The 20,794-nt window shown below is 35.7% G+C and carries 18 protein-coding genes; 13 read left to right on the top strand and 5 right to left on the bottom strand.

The features are described 5' to 3' along the window. Positions 1-217: 217 nt before the first annotated feature. Positions 218-1,369 carry a TIGR03364 family FAD-dependent oxidoreductase gene (locus tag VB798_RS06725; protein WP_323257257.1) on the top strand — a complete coding sequence of 384 codons (1,152 nt, stop codon included), beginning with the start codon at positions 218-220 and terminating at the stop codon, positions 1,367-1,369. A gap of 185 nt (positions 1,370-1,554) precedes the next feature. On the opposite strand, the gene VB798_RS06730 is transcribed toward VB798_RS06725, so the two are convergent. Then, positions 1,555-2,733 carry an alkaline phosphatase family protein gene (locus VB798_RS06730; protein ID WP_323257259.1) on the bottom strand — a complete coding sequence of 393 codons (1,179 nt, stop codon included), beginning with the start codon at positions 2,731-2,733 and terminating at the stop codon, positions 1,555-1,557. Between the two features lie 289 nt (positions 2,734-3,022). On the opposite strand from VB798_RS06730, the gene VB798_RS06735 reads away from it, so the two are divergent. The 11 genes from VB798_RS06735 to VB798_RS06785 all read left to right on the top strand — a co-directional run bounded on the left by VB798_RS06735 (position 3,023) and on the right by VB798_RS06785 (position 15,258). Beyond that, positions 3,023-5,587 (top strand): DUF5686 and carboxypeptidase-like regulatory domain-containing protein, encoded by a 2,565-nt coding sequence (locus tag VB798_RS06735; RefSeq protein ID WP_323257261.1) that lies wholly within the window; start codon positions 3,023-3,025, stop codon positions 5,585-5,587. A gap of 234 nt (positions 5,588-5,821) precedes the next feature. Continuing rightward, a complete protein-coding gene (locus tag VB798_RS06740; protein WP_323257263.1) occupies positions 5,822-6,859 on the top strand; it encodes a hypothetical protein in 1,038 nt (345 codons plus the stop codon). 17 nt (positions 6,860-6,876) lie between these two features. Beyond that, positions 6,877-7,680, top strand: coding sequence for a glycosyltransferase family protein (locus VB798_RS06745; protein ID WP_323257265.1), 804 nt, complete (start codon positions 6,877-6,879; stop codon positions 7,678-7,680). Between the two features lie 21 nt (positions 7,681-7,701). Beyond that, positions 7,702-8,559: a transketolase gene (locus tag VB798_RS06750; protein ID WP_323257267.1), complete on the top strand. Its 858-nt coding sequence runs from the start codon at positions 7,702-7,704 to the stop codon at positions 8,557-8,559. Between the two features lie 131 nt (positions 8,560-8,690). Further along, positions 8,691-9,599 (top strand): transketolase family protein, encoded by a 909-nt coding sequence (locus VB798_RS06755; RefSeq protein ID WP_323257269.1) that lies wholly within the window; start codon positions 8,691-8,693, stop codon positions 9,597-9,599. A gap of 114 nt (positions 9,600-9,713) precedes the next feature. Continuing rightward, a complete protein-coding gene (locus tag VB798_RS06760) occupies positions 9,714-11,057 on the top strand; it encodes an aminotransferase class III-fold pyridoxal phosphate-dependent enzyme (protein ID WP_323257271.1) in 1,344 nt (447 codons plus the stop codon). 92 nt (positions 11,058-11,149) lie between these two features. Continuing rightward, a complete protein-coding gene (locus VB798_RS06765; RefSeq protein ID WP_323257273.1) occupies positions 11,150-11,980 on the top strand; it encodes an SDR family oxidoreductase in 831 nt (276 codons plus the stop codon). Positions 11,981-12,176: 196 nt separating this feature from the next. Then, positions 12,177-12,668 (top strand): KdsC family phosphatase, encoded by a 492-nt coding sequence (locus tag VB798_RS06770; RefSeq protein WP_323257275.1) that lies wholly within the window; start codon positions 12,177-12,179, stop codon positions 12,666-12,668. 151 nt (positions 12,669-12,819) lie between these two features. Next, positions 12,820-13,725, top strand: coding sequence for an N-acetylneuraminate synthase family protein (locus tag VB798_RS06775; RefSeq protein WP_323257277.1), 906 nt, complete (start codon positions 12,820-12,822; stop codon positions 13,723-13,725). Positions 13,726-13,914: 189 nt separating this feature from the next. Next, positions 13,915-14,886, top strand: a complete 972-nt coding sequence (locus VB798_RS06780; protein WP_323257279.1) for a sterol desaturase family protein — start codon at positions 13,915-13,917, stop codon at positions 14,884-14,886. After that, positions 14,887-15,258 (top strand): DMT family transporter, encoded by a 372-nt coding sequence (locus VB798_RS06785; protein ID WP_323257281.1) that lies wholly within the window; start codon positions 14,887-14,889, stop codon positions 15,256-15,258. On the opposite strand, the gene ribD is transcribed toward VB798_RS06785, so the two are convergent. Further along, on the bottom strand, positions 15,242-16,288 hold the full coding sequence (ribD, locus tag VB798_RS06790; protein WP_323257283.1) for a bifunctional diaminohydroxyphosphoribosylaminopyrimidine deaminase/5-amino-6-(5-phosphoribosylamino)uracil reductase RibD: 1,047 nt from the start codon (positions 16,286-16,288) through the stop codon (positions 15,242-15,244). The two genes, VB798_RS06785 and ribD, sit on opposite strands and share 17 nt — an antisense overlap. 20 nt (positions 16,289-16,308) lie before the next feature. Here ribD and prmC point away from each other — a divergent pair, with 20 nt between their 5' ends. Further along, complete coding sequence (prmC, locus tag VB798_RS06795; protein WP_323257285.1) at positions 16,309-17,169, top strand: peptide chain release factor N(5)-glutamine methyltransferase; 861 nt, start codon at positions 16,309-16,311, stop codon at positions 17,167-17,169. A 170-nt stretch (positions 17,170-17,339) separates the two neighbouring features. On the opposite strand, the gene VB798_RS06800 is transcribed toward prmC, so the two are convergent. The 3 genes from VB798_RS06800 to VB798_RS06810 all read right to left on the bottom strand — a co-directional run bounded on the left by VB798_RS06800 (position 17,340) and on the right by VB798_RS06810 (position 20,792). Continuing rightward, positions 17,340-18,182, bottom strand: coding sequence for an endonuclease/exonuclease/phosphatase family protein (locus tag VB798_RS06800; RefSeq protein ID WP_323257287.1), 843 nt, complete (start codon positions 18,180-18,182; stop codon positions 17,340-17,342). A gap of 219 nt (positions 18,183-18,401) precedes the next feature. Further along, complete coding sequence (locus VB798_RS06805; protein WP_323257289.1) at positions 18,402-18,608, bottom strand: cysteine-rich CWC family protein; 207 nt, start codon at positions 18,606-18,608, stop codon at positions 18,402-18,404. A 348-nt stretch (positions 18,609-18,956) separates the two neighbouring features. Next, positions 18,957-20,792 carry an ABC transporter ATP-binding protein gene (locus tag VB798_RS06810; protein WP_323257291.1) on the bottom strand — a complete coding sequence of 612 codons (1,836 nt, stop codon included), beginning with the start codon at positions 20,790-20,792 and terminating at the stop codon, positions 18,957-18,959. Between the last annotated feature and the right edge of the window lie 2 nt (positions 20,793-20,794).

A 20,794-nucleotide genomic window follows, 5' to 3' on the forward strand; every position in this document is an offset into this window, starting at 1 on the left:
AACCCTTGCGGTTGCCGCATCCTAAACGGCAACCGCAAGGGTTTGCCGCTACAACAAATTATTAATTTTAGAGACATTTTGGGCAAACACAAAGCTTGCAACATCAATAAAATTTAGCAAAAATACCTTTCGGTTTAAAAAATCACTAACTCACAAATCACTAACTCACAAATCACTAACTCACAATTAAAATAATCTCTTTTGCACAAACCACTTTATGAACAAATATGATTTAATCGTTATCGGAGCTGGAAATATTGGTACTTTTCATGCTTATCACGCTCTCACGCAAGGTAAATCTGTCTTATTAATTGACAAAGATTCTGAGCCGATTGAAGCTACTATTAGAAATTTCGGGCAAGTTGTTCCTTCTGGACAAGCCTTAGATACTTGGTTTGAATATGGTCGTGAATCGTTGGGCATTTACAAGAAAATCCAAGCAAAATTTGATATTACGGCTCGTCAAAATGGCACTTATTACTTTGCTTCCGACGATGAGGAAATGGTACTTTTAGAAGAAGCAAGAGCTTTGTTTAAAATCAGAGAGTATTCTTCTACGCTTCTTTCCAGAAAATCATGTTATGAACGTTTTCCGAATCTCAATTCAGAATATTACAAGGGCGGATTGTTCTTTCCAGATGAAGTATCGGTTGAACCAAGAACGATGGTGCATAGAGTTCGCCAAATGTTGATACAAGATTTTGGCTTGGTATTTATGAACAATACGGCTGTTATCAATTGTGAAATCAAAAATGGAATTTGTGAAGTAAGTACTGCAACGAACCTAAAGCTCTTTGCAGATAAAGTAGCGATTTGCAACGGACATGAGTTCAAAATTTTGTTTCCAGAAATTTTCAACCAAAGCGGTATGAAAATCTGTAAACTGAATATGATGCAGACCTATCCGCTACCAGAAGTAAAATTGAACGGAAATATTTTATCTGGACTTTCGATTCGTCGTTACGATAGTTTTAAATCTTGTAATTCCTACCAACATTTACAAACGCCAGAATGGCAAAAGCCTTATAAAGAATGGGGAATTCATATTTTGTTTAAACAGGCTTTGAATGGTTCAATCATTATTGGCGACTCGCACGAGTACGCTGATGTGGACGAAAACGCTAAATTGCCATTAGGAATTGATATGAATATCAACGATTTAATTTTGAAAGAAGCCAAAAGAATTATGGCTTTACCAAACTGGAAAATTCAAAATTATTGGGCTGGTTATTATTCGCAAACGGCTGATGGGGGTTCTTATGAGTATCAAATTGAAGATAAAATTTTTATTTCAACAGGGATTGGCGGAAAAGGCATGACGACTGCGGCAGGTTATAGCCGTAAACGAGTTGAGGATATTCTAAAATAAGTTATCTGTTATCTGTTATCTGTTATCTGTTATCTGTTATCTGTTATCTGTTATCTGTTATCTGTTATCTGTTATCTGTTATCTGTTATCTGTTAAAGTAAACTCAAATCTCAAAAGACAGTTCCAATGTAATGTTTGGAATCATAAGGGATAACAGTTTACGATTAACAGATAACAGACAAAATTTACTTCATCACTCCTTTCACCGCTTCTCCTATTTCTTTCCCATTCTGGAAATCGTAGCCTAAGAATTTCGCTAAAGTCTTAGCAATTTGGTTTTGAAAGTATTGCCCTTCTGTTTTGATTTCGCCCAAAGCTGGAGTATCTGGACCAATTACGCCAAACCAAATTTCATAACAATCAGGCACTTTTTGTCCGTGACTTGTCCACTGACTTTTAATCTTGTTACCTCTTCCGTGGTCAGTAGTTAAGATTATGGTCGTTTTGTCTTTGTATTTAGGATTATTTTGGCAGTAATTCCATAAATCGCCCACAAATTTATCCACAGTATTGGCCGCAAAAAGGTATTCATCATATTTCGCTTCGTGGGCAAATTCATCGGTTTCGTCAAAAGACAAAAAGAAAACACTTGGGTCATTCTTTTTGATATATTCTTTTGCTAAATAATAAGTAATAAAATCGTGGCGATCGCTGGCTAAACTTGGATAAGTACTTTGAATTTCATTCAAGATTTTCTCTTTTTCTGTCAGATTTCCTTCCACCAATTCTTTCCCTGAATTCACAGGAATTCCGCTTCTTTTTTCGTTGATAATGTACGGAAAAACATCCCAAGTAGAATATGCCGCTACTTTCCCTTTATACTTTGGTTGGTTGTTTAAAAACTCTAAAACGGTAATATTTTCATTCAAATTTTTATCGTTTGAATTTACTTTATCGTCGGCATAACCAGTCAAAATTTCGTTGTAGCCCGGATACGAAAACCAGTACGGATTTTTCACATTCACTTTATTTCCCGCCCAGCGGTTTCCGTAAAGTTGCCCTTGTTTTGCCATCGTATTCCAAACAAAAGGCATGATTTTTTTGCGACTAATTTCTGCTGTATCCGACCAAAAATTTTGTTTTACTCTATCTTTATTTTTTGTGTATTCTTTACTGTTCAATAATACAGAATCCACTCCACCAAATACTTCTTGCCAACGAAAACCATCAGTTGTAATCAAAAATATATGTTCCGTTTTATGTTGAGCATATATTTCCTGCTGAAAAAACAAGAGTGAAAAAACTGTCAAAACAATTGCATTTGACAGTTTTTGAGGAAAAACTAACAAAATTTTTCTAATCTGAAATACATAATCGCTTACCATTAGTTTTATCATGGTTGAAGCACTTGGTAAAATATTCATTCTCTTGTTTTTTAAACAACACTAACGGTTGTCTGCTTGTAAAATATAAGGGAATCAAAAATAGGTATTTCAAACATTCATGCAGTTACTGAAATATTAATTATAAGTTATTACTTTTGGGACAATATTATATAAATATTAATTAGCCACTCTTCTAAAATCATCTAGGAACTTTGTTTTCCTTTTTTTTGATACGCTTCTATAGGAAAGCCAAGTGATTTTTTTTCAAACAGCTTAACAAAGGAGTACAAAAAGTACTTCACTGCTTTATTTTAATCATAAAATTATAATGAGTGCATATTTCAAAATACTCAAAATTTACTCAGTCTTAACACTATTAGTATTTGCAGTTGCTCCGGTTTTTGCGCAAACTACCAGAATCAAAGGCAAAGTAATAGATGCTAAAACTGGAGAAACTTTGCCTTTCGTAAATATCAGTATCATGGGGACTAAACAAGGTACTCAGACCGATATGAATGGCAGTTTTTATTTAGAAACCCCTCAACTAAAACCCACACTTAGAGTCGCTTTTGTAGGATATTCGCCTGAAGTAAGAGAAATAGATGGTAGAAAAATTGTTTCTGTAATCTTTAAACTCAAAACACAAAACACTGATTTACAAGAAGTAACCGTAAAAGGCAAAAAAGACCGCTATCGAAATAAAGATAATCCAGCGGTTGTATTAATCAGAAAAGTAATTGAACATAAAGCCCAAAACAGAAAAGAATCGCTAGATTTTTATCAATACAACAAGTACGAAAAATTAGAATTTGATTTGAGTAATGTTTCTGAAAAGTTTAGAAATAAACGTTCTCTCAGGAAATTTGACTTCGTTTTTAACCATTTAGATACTTCTCAAATCACGGGGAAAGTCAATTTGCCGATGTATTTGAAGGAAACCATTTCGGACGTTTATTTCAGAAAATTGCCTGAAAATAAAAAGGAGATAATTAAAGGTGAAAAAATGACGGGCTTGGGAAATTATGTGGATAATAATGGTATCAAGTTATATTTAGAAGCACTTTATCAAGACGTAAATGTTTATGATAATAATATTTTACTCTTAGCTACGCAATTTTTAGGACCAACCGCTCCTGTTGCTCCGCAGTTTTATCGTTACGTGATTATCGACACCACAGAATTTAAAGGGACAAAATGTGTGAATTTGGGTTTTTCTCCACGAAATTCAAACGACCAGCTTTTTCAAGGAACAATGCTTATTTCTTTAGATTCAAGCTATGCGATTAGAAAAGTACAAATGGGTTTTTCGAAAGACATCAATGTGAATTTTGTAACGGATTTACGAGTTTCGCAAGAATATGATTTTATTGAAAACGAAGGTTTGATGCTGACCAAAGATGATTTAGCAATTGAATTCAACCTCCTCAAAAAAGAAAATGGCATGGGACTTTTCGGACAAAGGAGTGTGTCGTATAAAGACTATGTTATCAATAAAGCGATTGAAAAAAATATTTTTGAAGGCTTAAAGACCGACATCCAAAAAGATGCTGAAAAACGAGATGATGCTTTCTGGGAACAAGCTCGGCATCATTCTTTATCAAGCAAAGAATTAGGCATTTATTCGATGGTGGATAGTGTAAAAAAAGTGCCAGCCTTCCAAAGAGTAATGAACACGGCAACTTTTTTGCTTGAAGGTTATAAACCAATGGGTGGTTTTGAGATTGGACCAGTCAATACTTTTTACAGTTTCAACCCGATTGAAGGATTTAGGGCTAGAATTGGCGGTAGAACGACACCAACTTTTAGTGAACGAATGGCTTTTGAAACCTATGTGGCTTATGGTTTTAGAGATGAACGTTATAAATATTTTGCCTCGGCAACCTTTTCCTTAACCGACCACAATACTTATACTTATCCTATTAAACATTTCAGAATTTCGTATCAAAATGAAATCAAAATTCCGGGACAAGAATTACAATTTGTGCAGGAAGACAATTTTTTGCTTTCATTCAAAAGAGGTCAGAATAATAAAATGACCTACAATAAAGTACTCAATCTTGATTATCTGAATGAATCTAAAACAGGTTTAACTGTTAATATTAATTTTAAAAATATTCGCCAAACGCCTACTGGTTCTTTGTATTTCAATACTTTGCAAAATGATGGGACGCTGAAAAATATTCCAGAAATCATCAGTAGTGAATTAATGATTGGATTAAGATATGCACCAAATGAGCAATTTTATCAAGGAAAAAATTATCGCATTCCGATTATTAATAAGTATCCATCTTTCCAAATCAGATATACTTTGGGCATGAAAGGATTGTTGGATGGTCAGTACAATTTCCATCGACTCGTGGCTTATGCTCAGAAAAGAATTTACATTCCACCAATTGGTTATACGGATGTGGCTTTGGAAGGCGGTAAAACATTTAATCCTCTCCCTTTTGCTTTGTTGACAATTCATAGAGCCAACCAAACTTATGCTTATCAGCCTGAAGCTTATAACTTAATGAATTTCTTGGAATTTGTGAGTGACCAATATGGAGCTTTATTTATCGACCATCATTTTAATGGATTCATTTTCAATAAATTACCGCTAATCAGAAAATTAAAACTAAGAGAAGTAATTACATTTAAAGGCTTGATTGGAAAACTCAGCGACCAAAACAAAGCCACTGCGGGAAATGGTTTATTGGTAATGCCTACCGATGAAAATGGAAAAGCTAGTACCTTTTCATTAGAAAAGAAACCTTATATGGAAATGAGTTTTGGTATTGAAAATATTTTTAAAGTATTAAGACTAGACTTGGTAAAACGTTTGAGTTACTTGGAAAACCCAAATGTTAGCGCCAACCCAACAATAAGATTTAGAATGCGATTCGATTTCTAATAAACAACTGAATATCAAATACTTAATACATCTCTTATTCTTTAGTCATTTTTGCTATATATACAGATTAAACAATTTTATTGACTAATCTGTAACTTTACTTTACATTTGACTAACCACATGAATTTATAATTGCGTTGATTATCTTGAAAACTTACCAAATACTTAATTTCAAGATAATATTAACCTAATACTTGCTTGATAATTTTGTTTTAAATCCAACACAAATCATTTATGCAAAAGAAGATATTATTCATCACGGGTTCAATCAACCAAACGACTCAAATGCATCAAATTGCGAAGCAATTGCCTGAATATGATTGTTGGTTTAGTCAAATTTTTGTGGATTCGCCCTTCATACAATGGGTACTTGATAAAACTGATTTTTTAGCAAAAACGGTTTTGTCTGGTCAATTTAAAGCGAATTCTGAAAAATTTTGCCTTGAAAATAGTCTTCAAATGGATTATAAGGCAAAAAAAAATCAATACGATTTAGTCGTTTATTGTTCTGATATGATTATTCCTGACAGATTACTTCAAAGAAAAACTATTTGGGTACAAGAAGGAATGGTTGATGAGTATAACTTTTTCAGTAAAATCATCAAAAAATTAAACCTTCCTCGCTATTGGGCAATTGGTACTGCATTAAATGGTTCTTCAAATCTTTGTGATATTTATTGTGCTGCTTCAAAAGGTTACAAAGAACGCTTCTCTAAGATTGGTACTAAGGCTCACAAAATCTTAGTAACTGGTATTCCAAATTTTGACAATTGTGAACAATATTTGGAGAACGATTTTCCTCTACATGATTATGTTTTAGTAGCGACTTCTGATAGCAGAGAATGCTTCAGACCCGAAGATAGAATTGGCTTTATTAAAGATTGTGTAGAAAAAGCCGCTGGAAGACAACTCATCTTCAAACTTCATCCTAACGAAATAATGGAAAGGGCTGTTGCGGAAATTAAGGAAAATACGCCTGAAGGAACTTTGATTTATACTTCTGGAAATATTAATCCGATGATTGCTAATTGCGAAGAATTCATCACACAATATTCATCGGCAGTGTATGTTGGTATGGCATTGGGTAAAAAAGTACATTCTTATTTCGATAAAGAAGAATTAGAAAGACAAATGCCTATTCAAAACAAAGGTACTTCTGCTAAAAATATTGCTCAGGTTTGTCGTGATTTTTTAGCTTTCAAAGGTAAAAAAGAAGACTTTGTTAAAACATATCAATACAAAGCTGTTCAGTCAGAATTAGTCTTTCAATAACATTTAAAATAATATAAATGACTGCCATTACTATTGTTGTTCAAGCACGTATGTCGTCGAGTAGATTACCCAAAAAGGTTTTATTACCCATTTTGGGAGAAAGTCTGCTTTATAGAATGATAGAGCGTTTACAGCAAATTAAACACAAAGCAACGATTGTAATTGCTACTTCTGAAGACCAACAAGATGATGTTATTGAAACTTTTTGTCAAACAAAAAACATTACTTGTTTCCGTGGAAGTTTAAATAATTTATTAGATAGACATTATCAGGTTGGGAAATTAACCAATGCTGATATTATTATCAAAATACCTTCTGATTGTCCATTGATTGACCCACATATTGTGGATAAAGTATTGGATTTTTATGTTGAAAACGAAGGGAAATATGATTTTGTGAGTAACCTCCATCCTGCTACTTATCCAGATGGTAATGATGTGGAAATCATGACTTCGGAAGCACTAAGTAAAGCTTGGCAAGAAGCAGTTCGACCTTTAGAGTTGGAACATACAACGCCTTATTTCTGGGAAAATCCAGATAAATTTCGCTTGGCGAATGTAGTTTGGGAAACGAATTTAGATTACTCGATGTCGCATCGTTTTACGATTGATTATCATGAAGATTACTTATTTATCAAACGAGTTTTTGAAGAATTATATCCACAAAATCCTCGATTTTCATTAGATGATATTTTGACACTTCTGCAAGAAAAACCTGAAATCTATGAAATTAACCAACATTTTGCTGGCGTAAATTGGTACAGAAATCATTTAGGTGAACTGAAAACCATTTCACAAGAGCAAACCAAATTGAGCATTTAGCGTAAATTCCAAATAAATAAAATGACCGAAGAAAAATTAGAAACCTTAAAAAGTATCGCTTTGCGAGTACGTGAACACATCATCGGAATGTCCACTGATGGCGGTTGTTTTGTAGGAGCGTCCCTTTCAGCTACCGATTTGATGGTTTATCTCTACAACGACTTTTTAAATATTAGCAAAGAAAACCTCGACGACCCCAACCGTGATTATCTGTTTCTTTCAAAAGGACATGATGTACCTGCTTTGTATGGCACTTTGGTTGAAATGGGTATTTTAGAGGCTAATCGTTTACAAAATCATCTTTCTACATCCGATAATATTTACTGGCATCCGAACACCAAAATTCCGGGCATTGAATTTCATTCTGGTTCGTTGGGACATCTTCCTGCTGTTTCGTTGGGCGTAGCTTTAGATTGTAAAATCAGAGGTACAGAAAACAAAATCGTTTGTATTTTGGGCGATGGAGAATTGAATGAAGGTTCTTGTTGGGAAGCCGTTTTGGTGGCGAATGCTTACAAATTAGATAACCTCATTTTTGTAATCGACCGCAACCAATTTCAAGCGAATGTTGCCACGGAAGATTTAATTCCTTTAGAACCTTTAGCGGATAAATTCAAGGCTTTTGGAGCAAATGTTCAAAGAATAGATGGACATAATTTCCAAGATTTAGAAGAAGCGTTTTTAGCCATTGCTGACCAGAAAGGTAAACTCAATGTTATTATTGCTGATACTGTTCGTGGAAAAGGTTTACCAAGTATCGAAGCCCGTGCCGACCGTTGGTTCTGTAATTTTTCAGAAAATGAAGTTTCTCAATTGATGGAAGAATTACACGGCGTTCACGCAGCAAATATTGAATCAGAGGTGTTGGTGGTTAGATAGCTTGTTGGATTTCGGGTATCGGATGTCAGATATCGGATTTAATGTTTAAAGTTGTGTGGTTAAAATCCGAAAGCTGAAAGCCGATGACCGAAAGCTGACAGCTCATAGCTCACAGCTAAAAAAATAAAATCATGTACGAAGAATTATTAAAAAATACAGCCCTTGCTGACGAGCGATTTGTGGTAATGACTGCCGAAAACCGTGCTTTGGTGAGAAACCTACCAGCAGTTTTGGGAAAAAGATTTATAGATACAGGTATCACCGAACAAACGATGATTGGTGCTGCCGCAGGTTTGGCTTTACGTGGACGCATTCCTGTTGTTCATGCTTTGTCGGCATTTTTGTCGATGCGTGCTTTTGAATTTATCCGTACTGATGCCGGTATTGCCAATCTTCCTGTAAAGTTGAGCAGTTTTATTCCGGGTTTTTTGTCGGATGGAAATGGCCCAACGCACCAAGCAATTGAAGACGTAAGTATCATGCGTGGTATTCCGAATATGCAGGTTTTTGCTCCTGCCGACGAAAGCGATTTAGTGACGATGTTACCTAAAATCTGGAATACGCCAAATCCTGCTTATGTACGTATTTGTACCAGACCAGCCAAGTATCAGCACGATACAAATTTTGAAATTGGTAAAGCTGAAATCATTTCAGAAGGTACAGACGTGACGATTTTGGTTTATGGTTTTATGTTTGAACAAGCCTTGATTACCGCTGAAATCTTGCGTGAACAAGGTAAATCTGTGGGTTTAATCAACATGAGAAGTTTGAAACCTGTGGACGAAAAAGCAATCATTAAAGCGGCTCAACAATCAGATTTAATTGTAACGATTGAAGACCATTTCTTGACAGGTGGTTTGTACAGTATCGTAGCAGAAACTTTATTGAAAAACAGAATGACAGCCGATGTTTTACCGATTGCTTTAAATGAAAAATGGTTCAAACCAGCACGCTTGAATGAAGTATTAGCATACGAAGGTTTCACAGGAAAACAAATGGCAGAGAAAATATTGGAAGTAGCTGTGAGTTATCAGCTATGAGCCTTGAGCTTTGAGCAATGAGCTTTGAGTTTTTGCTCTGATAGCTCAAGGCTCAAAGCTTCTTCTGTCTTGAATCTTGTGTCTTTCATCTTAAAGTCCTAAAGTCCAAAAAAAATGCCCAACACGATAAAATCAAACGAAAATTATCCCAACATCACGGAGTCGGATAATTGGTATAACAGAGCTTTAAAAGTACAAAAGCCCATCACACAAACACTTGCCAAAGGCCCGGGGCAATTCACCAAAGGTGTAGCACCGAAGTATTTGCAAAAAGGCAAAGGCTCGCACCTGTGGGACGTAGATGGCAACGAATATATAGATTTCAACGCTGCGATTGGCCCACTTTCTTTGGGTTATACCTATCCAGTGGTTGACGAAGCCATCAAAAAACAATTGGAAGATGGTATCACTTTTTCGTTGATGCACCCATTAGAAGTAGAACTTTCAGAATTAATTCAAGAAGTAATTCCTAATGCAGAAGCCGTAAAAATCTCGAAAACTGGTGCAGATGTTTGTTCGGCAGCTATTCGTGTGGCTCGTGCATTTACAGGTCGTGAGAAGATTTTCTGCTGTGGTTATCACGGTTGGCACGACTGGTATATCGGTATTACAAGCCGTAATGCAGGTATTCCAGAAGCCATTCAAAACATGACTTACACTTTTGAATACAACAATATCGAAGCCATCAAAGAAGCTTTAGACGAAGACGTTGCCGCCATCATTCTTGAGCCTTTCATTTTTGAAGCACCACAAAATAACTTCTTGCAAGAATTAGCTGAGGTTTGTCGTGAAAATGGCACTTTACTCATTTTTGATGAAATGTGGACAGGTTTCCGCATTGCTTTGGGTGGAGCTCAAGAGTATTTTAAAGTTACTCCCGATTTAGCAGTTTACTCGAAAGCTTGTGCCAACGGAATGCCAATTGCTTTATTGACTGGTCGTGCGGATGTAATGGAATTGTTCAACAGCGAAGTATTTAGCTACACAACTTTCGGAGGCGAAGCACTTTCTTTGGCAGCAAGTATTGCTACCATTAAAGAAATCAGAGATAAAAACGTACCTGCTTATTTAGATGAAAAAGGCGGAATTATCAAAGACGGTTACAACGAAATCGCTAAAGAATTTGGTTTAGAAAACCTGACCAAATGTATCGGCTACAACTGCCGTTCAATGGTGACTTTCGCTCCAGAAGCAGGCAATGGTTTAGAAGTAAAAGCTTTGATGCAACAAGAAATGATTAAGCGTGGCGTATTGTGGGCTGGTTTTCATAATATGTGTTTTAGTCACTCAGACGAAGACATTCAATACACCCTTTCGGCTTACCGTGAAGTAATGCCAATTTTGAAAGAAGCTATCGAAAGTAAAGATGTAAAATCGTACTTGAAGGGTGAAGTATTAGAAGCTGTTTTCAGAAAAACAAGCAATTATAATATTAAGCCTGCTTTGGCAAAAGCCTAATAGAGTTATGAATTATGAGTGATGAATTATGAAATGTCTTTGCTGAATTAGATTAAACCTCTTTAGCAATTTGTTTTTAGAGATAACATTTTATGGAAAATATAAATACAAGTACCATTCCTCAACTGTTTTCATTGGTCGGAAAAACGGCAATTGTTACAGGTGGAACTGGACTTATCGGAAAGAAGCATTGTGAAGCCTTAAAGGCAGTTGGAGCAAACGTTGTAGTGGCAGACATCGCTCAAGCGAATCCAAAAGCTTTTGCTGAAACTTTGGGCGAAAATGCTTTAGGAGTAAATATTGATGTTACGAATGAAACCTCTTTGATAGACGCAAAAAATGAAATTTTAGCTCGCTTCGGTTCGATTGATATTTTGTTGAACAATGCCGCTATCAACGATATGTTTGAAAATCCAGAATTGGCGGCTTCGCTTTCTGCTTTTGAAAAATATCCATTAGAATCATTCCGCAAATCTTTAGAAGTAAATGTGTTGGGTGTGTTTTTATGCTCACAAGTATTTGGAACAGTAATGGCAGAACAAGGTAGTGGAAGCATCATCAACATTGCTTCTACCTACGGAATCGTTGGACCAGACCAAAGTATTTACCGCAACGAAGCTGGCGAACAGTTGTTTTTCAAATCGCCATCGTACCCAACTACCAAAGGAGCAATCATCAATTTTACTCGCTATTTGGCGGCTTATTGGGGCAACAAAGGCGTAAGAGTAAACACACTTTCGCCGGGTGGTGTAGAAAATTCGCAAGATGAGTATTTCGTAAAAAACTATTCTGCCAAAACACTTTTAGGAAGAATGGCAACTTCAAGCGATTATCAAGGGGCATTAATTTACTTAGCGTCCGACGCTTCGGCTTACATGACTGGAGCAAATTTGGTCGTAGATGGCGGATGGACGGCTGTATAATTGTGATTTAGTGAGTTAGTGAATTGTGATTGAGTGATTAAAAAAGTGAAAAATTGAAATTTAATCATAATTAAAAAAATAATTCACTAATTAGCAACTCACTAACTCAAAATTTTAAAATCAATCACTAAATCACAACTCACTCAATCACAATTGAAAATCAATCACTAATTCACAACTCACTCAATCACTAAACATGAGCGTACACGAAAAAGCAAAGCATATCAAATTACTCATTACCGACTGTGATGGCGTGTTGACGGATGCAGGAGTATATTATGGTGAAAATGGTGAAGTATTAAAAAAGTTCAATATCCGTGATGGAATGGGTGTTGAAAGACTTCGCAAATTAACCAACATTGAAACAGCGATTATTACAGGAGAAATATCACCTTCAGTTGCCAAAAGAGCCGAAAAACTCAAGATTACTGAATTGCATTTGGGCATCAAAGAAAAATTGGCTGTGTTAGTTCAAATTATGGTAAACAGAAATCTAACCAAAAATAACATTGCCTACATCGGCGACGATGTGAATGATATTGAAATTATGCAAAATGTAGGATTAACCGCTTGCCCAAGTGATGCCATTAGTTTTACCAAAGAAGTTGCCGATTATATCTGCGAAAATAAAGGTGGTGAAGGTTGTTTCAGAGAATTTGCTGAATTAATCATTGCCTCACAATCTTAATCTTTTTTCGATTTCCATAAAACATTTTAACCATCATGTCTTTTGGGGATTGTCCAAATGCTAATATTTGAACAATCTCTTATCCCCAAGGCATCATTACTTTTCTAACAAACTCTTCTCTGGGGGTCAGGGGGTTTTATGTACATTACAAATGAAAAACGTTACATTATCATCAGGAAAAGTTATCGGTAAAGGTCAGCCATGCTACATTATTGCCGAAATCGGAATCAATCATAATGGTTCTTTAGACATCGCAAAACAATTGGTTGACGAAGGAGCAAATGCCAAAGCAGATGCTGTAAAGTTCCAAAAAAGAACACCAGAATTATGTGTTCCGCTTGACCAATGGGAAATCCAACGTGATACTCCGTGGGGAAGAATGTCGTACATCGACTACAAACGTAAAACTGAATTTGGCAATTTAGAATACTCTGCCATCGACCAACACGCAAAACAAAGAGGTATCGACTGGTTCGCTTCACCTTGGGATGTAGATTCTGTTGATTTCTTAGAGTATTTCAGTCCAGTTTTGTATAAATTGGCTTCGGCTTCTTTGACTGACTTAGAATTGATTGAAAAAATTCTTCAAACAGGTCGCCCATTGATGATTTCAACGGGAATGTCAACCGTGAAAGAAATTACTGAAACGGTTGCTTTTATCAAGAATTTCGATGAAAATTATCCATTGATGATTGCTCATTCTACTTCAGCTTATCCTTGCAAACCAGAAGAATTGAATTTGAGTATGATTAGAACTTTGGGAGAAATGTTCCCAGATACGCCAATCGGTTACTCTGGTCATGAAACAGGTTTGGCTACAACCGTTGCGGCTGTTGCTTTAGGAGCTACTTTTGTAGAGCGCCACTTTACTTTAGACCGTGCCATGTGGGGTTCAGACCACGCTGCTTCTGTAGAACCACAAGGTTTGGCTCGCTTGGTAAAAGACATTCGTGACGTAGAAATCGCTGCGGGTGATGGTATCAAAAAAGTATATGAAGCAGAAATTTCTCAAATGAAAAAATTAAGAAAACATATTTCAGCAGAATATTCTGTTTAGTTTTGAGCGTATATTTCCTCAATTTTCATTCATTAATAGGGGATGGGCTTAAGTCCATCTCTATTAACGAATGAAAATTGAGGTATTTAACAACATAATATTAGCTTACCTTTATATTTGATACAATCTCTTTTCTACAAAATTGAATCAGTCTTTTTCTTAATTCCGCTTCAAAATTACCCAACCAATATGAATCTCTTAACAATAACCACTTCGATACTTGTCTGCTGGATAATTTTTATCATCTTGATGGAAAGGCTTTATCCTTATCGTAAAGGACTAAAACTTTTTAGAGAAGGCTTTTGGGTAGATCTGGTTTGGTACACAATCATTCAAAGTTACTTTCTTAAAATCCTTATTTTTGATTATATCATTCAGCCGATTAATGTCAATTTCGATTGGTCTGATTATCAATTTGTAAAACATTGGTCGATTCCTGTTCAAGTACTTTTCTTCTTGATTACCCACGATTTTTATATTTATTGGTTTCACCGTTTTCAACATTCTAATAAATTTTTCTGGAGAACCCATGAAGCACATCATTCGGGCAAAGAAGTAGATTTTTTAGAAGGTTCACGTTCTAATGTGGTAGAAATTATCATCAACCAAACCATTGAATTTTTACCCATCATCGTACTCGGTGCCGACCCAGCCGTTTTACCGATTAAAGCATTATTAGATGCTGTTTTCGGGATGTTTATTCATGCGAATATCAATGTAAAAATGGGCAAATGGAAGTATATTTTCAATTCGCCAGAATTACATTTATGGCATCACGCCAATTATCAGGAAGTATTTCATGCGAATTTCTCTACCAAATTTGCTTTCTGGGATTATCTTTTTGGTACGGCATATTTCCCGGAACATAAGCCCGGAAATGAACGAGAAAATTGGGGGTTATACTACGATTATCCGAAAGACTATTTCTTACAACACGCCTTTTCAGTAAAGCGTTTTGATGAAAAGAAATTACTTCGCTACAAATGGTTTGCTTGGTATTATAATTTACGTCCGAATATCTTAAAGAAAATCAATCATTGGATTGAAGATATTGAACACTCTTTTATGATTGAAAACTCTTCTATGACTTACCGTAGAATTGAACAGAAAGAAAAAGAAGAAAATCCCGAATCTCACAATCATCATTCTGACCTCAAATAAATGGCTTGGATTTATATTTTAATTGCTGCTTTATTTGAATCAGCATGGACATTTTCGCTAAAATTCCTCAGTTTTAAAGACATAAAATCCCTTCCACTTCACAAGTATTTGGAGATGGAAGGGATTTTAAAAATTATTCCTTTATTAGGTTATATCGTTTTTGGTATCGGCAATATTTACTTTTTTTCAATCGCACTAAAAACTATTCCAACCGCAACAGCAATGGCTGTTTGGACTGCATCAGCTTTAATCTTCATCAAAATTGCTGAAATACTTTTCTTTCACGAAAAACTTAATTGGTCAGAAGCCTTTTTTCTGATGTTGATTACGGTTGGAATTGTGGGCTTAAAAGTTGTTAGCGGAAAAGCTTAATGATTTTATCCGTATCCAAATCCGAAATTTCTGTAACACTTCCTTCAATTTTTGGTGCTAAAATGCCCGCTTGAAGTATTTTTTTACTTTTCAAAACGATGGCTTCGTCCCAAAGTTGGGCATCAATAAAACCTTGAAGTAAAGTACTTCCGCCTTCTACAATAAGCGATTGGACTTTTCTTGTTGCTAAATCTTGAATGATGTTTTTGAGTAAATCTGCTTCTTCAATTTTCACAAATGAAGTATTTTCTATTACTTTATTTTCAAGCAAATTATAGCAAATCGTTGGCTGAGAGTTATCGAAAATCTTTAAGGAATTAGGCAAACTAAGGTTTTTGTCTAACACAATTCTTAAAGGATTTTTGCCCGTCCAGAAACGAGTATTCAAGGTTGGGTTATCGTAACGAGCGGTATTTGTCCCGACCATTATCGCATCCTCTTCACTTCGCATTTTATGGACAAATCTTCTGGAAAGTAGATTAGAAATCTGTACAGCTTCAAAATTTTCTTTGGCGATAAAGCCATCAGCCGTTTCTGCCCATTTTAAAATAATGTAAGGACGATTTGTTTCGATAGCACTAAAAAAACGCTTGTTCAAAGTTCTTCCTTCTGCTTCCAAAACTCCCGTTTCTACTTCGATTCCAGCGGCTTTTAGTTTGGCAATTCCTTTACCACCGACTAATGGATTTGAATCTACATTACAAATAATTACTTTTTTTACCTGATGTTTCACCAGCAAATCTGCACAAGGTGGTGTTTTCCCGAAGTGAGAACATGGCTCAAGCGTCACATAAACTTCCGATTCTGGCAACAAAGATTTATCCTCAACCGAATTTACAGCATTTACTTCTGCATGAGCTTCGCCATATTTTTTATGCCAACCTTCGCCAATAACTTTACCTTCATGCACAATAACACAGCCCACCATCGGATTCGGCGAAACCGTTCCCGCTCCCAAACGAGCCAATTGTAATGCACGAGCCATCCACATTTCAGCAGACTTGGCGTAATATTCTTCGTAACTTTGCATAAATTTTATTGATAACCTGTATGTCCGCAAAAAAAATATTCCAAGAACTTTTCTCCGAAATTAACGCTGTTTACGATGAAAACGAAGCGAAGAGCATCGTTTATTTACTCTTAGAACACTTTCAAGGTATTTCTAAAACAGATATTTTGTTGGACAATCCGCTGAAAAAAGATTTCGATTATCAAGAAATTATTCATAGAATCAAACAACATGAACCTGTTCAGTACATTATTGGCGAAACAGAATTTTATGGAAGAATTTTCAAAGTAAGTCCTGCCACTTTAATTCCTCGACCAGAAACGGAAGAATTGGTTGAATTAACGATACATACTTTTCAGGATTTAGCTAAAAAACAACTCATTTCTTCGTCTCCCAAGATATTAGATATTGGCACGGGAACTGGCTGTATTGCGATTTCGACGGCTGCTATTATTCATCATTCTGTCGTGACGGCTTTTGATATTTCGGAGGAAGCTTTAAAAATGGCAAAGCAAAACGCTGAATTGAATGAAGTGACCATCAACTTTGAAAAAGTAAATTTCTTGGATGAATCATTTCATGATACTTTACCTGTTTTTGATATTATTTTGTCAAATCCACCTTATGTGATGAATCTTGAGAAACATGAAATGGAGCATCATGTTTTGGATTTTGAACCGCATTTAGCGCTGTTTGTAGAAGACGAAAATCCGCTGATTTTTTATAAAGCCATTGCTAAATTCGCTAAAAAACACTTGACTGAAAACGGTTTTTGTATCGTAGAAATTAACCAAGCTTTTGGCGTTGAAACGGCTGATTTATTCTGGAAAGAGGGTTTTAAAAGTGTAGATGTAATCAAAGATTTCTTTGGGAAAGATAGAATGGTGAAAGCGATGTTGTAGTCATAAGCTATCAGTCTTCGGCTATCGGATTTCGGATGTAGAGTATCGGATTTCAGATTTTGGAAGAATTAATTTATAGATAGGTAAAAAATCTAAAATCCGAAAGCTGATGACCGAAAGCCAAAATCTAAAATCCGACATCCGAAGACAGAAAACAGACAGCTTAAAACCTAAAACATCAATTCCGCAAACACAGCATGGTGGTCAGACGCAAAGCGACCGTTCCAAGTATTACTTAATGTTCCGTGTTTTAATACTTTAATTTTATCAGTGTTCAGGAAAATATAGTCAATTAATTTACCTTCAATTTCTTTTGCCTGAAAACCATTAAATGTACTGATTGGTCCGAAATGTGGCTGTTTTGTTACTTTCTGTGCATCTATTAAACCTTCGTTAATAATAATTGTTGGCTCTTCTTGTGGAGTACTGTTGAAATCTCCTGTTAAAATCACTGGAATTTTTGGGTCGATTGCCTTGATTTTTGCGACTAACATTTTTGCACTTTCACGACGAGCTACTTGTCCGATGTGGTCGAAATGTGTGTTGAAAACATAAAATACTTTTTTCGTTTTATTGTCTTTGAATTTGGCATAAGTCACTACACGATTCAAGGCAGCATCCCAACTTTTACTGGGTGTTTCTGGCGTTTGACTTAACCAAAAAGTATTGCTTTCTAATACTGTAAATTTATCTTTTTTGTAAAAAATAGGTGAAAATTCACCCGCCTCTTTGCCATCATCACGACCAACACCTACGTAAGCATAGCTTGGTAATAAAGTACTTAGGTTTCTGATTTGTCCGACTAATACTTCTTGCATTCCACAAATATCTGCTTCGTAAAATTCAAGCATACTGCTAAGATTTTCTTTACGTTTTGACCATTGGTTTTCTCCATCCTGAACCGTTTCCAGACGGATATTGAAGGTCATTACATTAAGTTTTTGTTGGGAAAAACTGCTCATAGAAGTACTTATCAAAAGCGTTAATAGCAGAGAATAAAATGTTTTTTTCATTTGCTGATTGTTTGGAGATTTTCAGCAAAACTATTCATTTTCAATCACAGGCTTGCCCTGATATGGATGAAATTTGTGTAAAGAATGTTTGAGATGCAAGATACAAGAAGCAAGATTTTAGAAGCAAGAAGTAAGACTGAAGATTAAAGACGAAAAGAACAATATGTAAGATTTTAAACGGAAGACTGGAGAATCTGTTTAAAAATCCGACTTCAGAAATCACAAATCCGAAATCGCTTTCAGTTCTTCTAAACAATTTTTGCATAAACAAGCTCCGTCAAATTCCCATTGACTGACGTCGGCGATATATTCTATTTGCTTTTTTGTGAGGTTTACTTTCATGCAATCGCATTGTAGAATGTTGTTTACTTTGCAGGTAAACAGTTTTTCGCATCTTGGACAACTTTCTTGAGCGTGTTTTTCCATGATTTTTCTTGTTTTACGAGTTGGAAACTCGTGCTACTATGTAGTCTTTTACTTTGAGGTTTACACAATTCAAAAATAATTTTCCGCTAAGGATATTGAATCTTACACAATCCAAAAATAATTTTCCGCTAAGACTATTGAATCTTACACAATCCAAAAATAATTTTCAGCTAAGGCTACTGAATCTTACACAATCCAAAAATAATTTTCCGCTGAAGCTATTCAATCTTACACAATCCAAAAATAATTTTCCGCTGAAGCTATTCAATCTTACACAATCCAAAAATAATTTTCCGCTGAAGCTATTCAATCTTACACAATCCAAAAATAATTTTCCGCTACGACTATTTATGCTTCCTGCATACTGTTCAACTTTTTATAGAAACCATTCTCGTTGGCTAAAAGCTCATTATGAGTGCCTCTTTCTACAATTTTACCATGATTGATGACCAAAATTTCATCCGCATGTTGAATTGTACTGAGTCTGTGGGCAATTACCAAAGTGGTTCGGTTTTTCATCAAGTGCGTCAGGGCTTCTTGTACTAATTTTTCTGATTCCGTATCTAAGGCAGAGGTGGCTTCGTCCAGAATTAAAATCGGTGGATTTTTCAAAACCGCTCTTGCGATACTCAAACGCTGGCGTTGACCACCCGATAAACGACCGCCACGGTCGCCAATAAAAGTTTGATAACCATCAGCCAATTGTGAAATGTATTGATGCGCATTGGCAATCTTGGCAGCTTCTTCAATTTGGGCATCAGTCGCCACCGAACCGAAAGTGATATTGTTAGCAACAGTGTCATTAAACAAAATAGATTCCTGCGTAACGATACCAATTTGCTTACTTAAAGAAGCTTGGGTAATTTGTTTTAAATCAACACCATCCATTAAAATTTGTCCTTCCGTCGGGTCATAAAATCTTGGAACAAGGTCGGCAAGAGTTGATTTTCCTCCGCCCGAAGTTCCCACCAAAGCAATAGTCTTTCCTTTTTGGATTTTGAAAGAAATATTATCTAATACCTTTCTACCTTCTTGATATTCAAAACTTACATTTTTGAACTCTATTTCTTCCTTAAATTCTGGAATAGCAACAGCATTTTCGGCATCTTGAATGGCAGGAACAGTATCAATCAATTTCAAGATTCTTTCTGCCGAAGCAATTCCTCTTTGTACGCCACTAAAAGCATCTGCAATTACTTTTGCTGGTCGCATTACTTGCGAAAACAGAATAATAAATGAAATAAAAGTGGAAGCACTTAGGCTTTCGTCGTTATTAATCACCAACGAACCGCCATACAATAAAATTCCAGCGATAACGGTTACGCCCAAAGCTTCTGAAACTGGCGAAGTCATTTCTTGACGATAGACCATGCGCAAGACAGCAGATTTATAGCCATAATTTTGTTCCTTGAATTTTTCAGCAACTACTTTTTCGGCATTGAAACCTTTTACAATTCTCATTCCGCCGAATACTTCGTCTAGTGTGCCAATCATTGCACTTTGGCGTTCTTGTACTTCACGGGCAGCTCGACGTAAACGACGACTTATCGTAGCAATTACTCCACCCGAAATTGGCAAAATTAATAAAGAAAAAAGCGTCAGCTTCACCGACATATTGAACAAGAAAACAAAGTACATTACTAAAGTAAATACTTCTTTAAAACTTGCCGTGAAGGCTCTTCCTACAGAGTTTTCTACTTCTTGAACATCAGTAGTAAGATGCGCCATCAGGTTTCCTTTTCTTTCATTGTTGAAGAACCCAAAATGTAGATTAAGTGTTTTCTCGAAAATAGCTTGGCGCAATGAAGCAATGGTTTGTGCTTCTACGGTTTTGAGAATTCTTTGAGAAAAGTAACGAAAGATATTTGAACAAACTACCGATACCACAATGGCAACACAGGCAAACTTCAAAGCGCCCATTCTGCCATATAAACCAATGATTTGATAGAAGTAATAATTGAAAATCTCTTTAAAGTAATCAGATTCAAGTGAGAACTCAGGCTTAATACTAAATTTCTGTAAATCAACCATTTGCACTTTATCAAAAAGTACATCAAGTAAAGGAATCAGTAAAGTAAAATTTAGAATGCCGAATAAACTTGCAAGCAATGAAAGAATAAAATATGGAAATGCGAAGGCTCTTAAAGACTCAGCATATTGAAGAATACGAAAGTAAGTTTTCAATG

This window comes from Arcicella lustrica, assembly GCF_034930985.1.
Classification (GTDB): domain Bacteria; phylum Bacteroidota; class Bacteroidia; order Cytophagales; family Spirosomataceae; genus Arcicella; species Arcicella lustrica.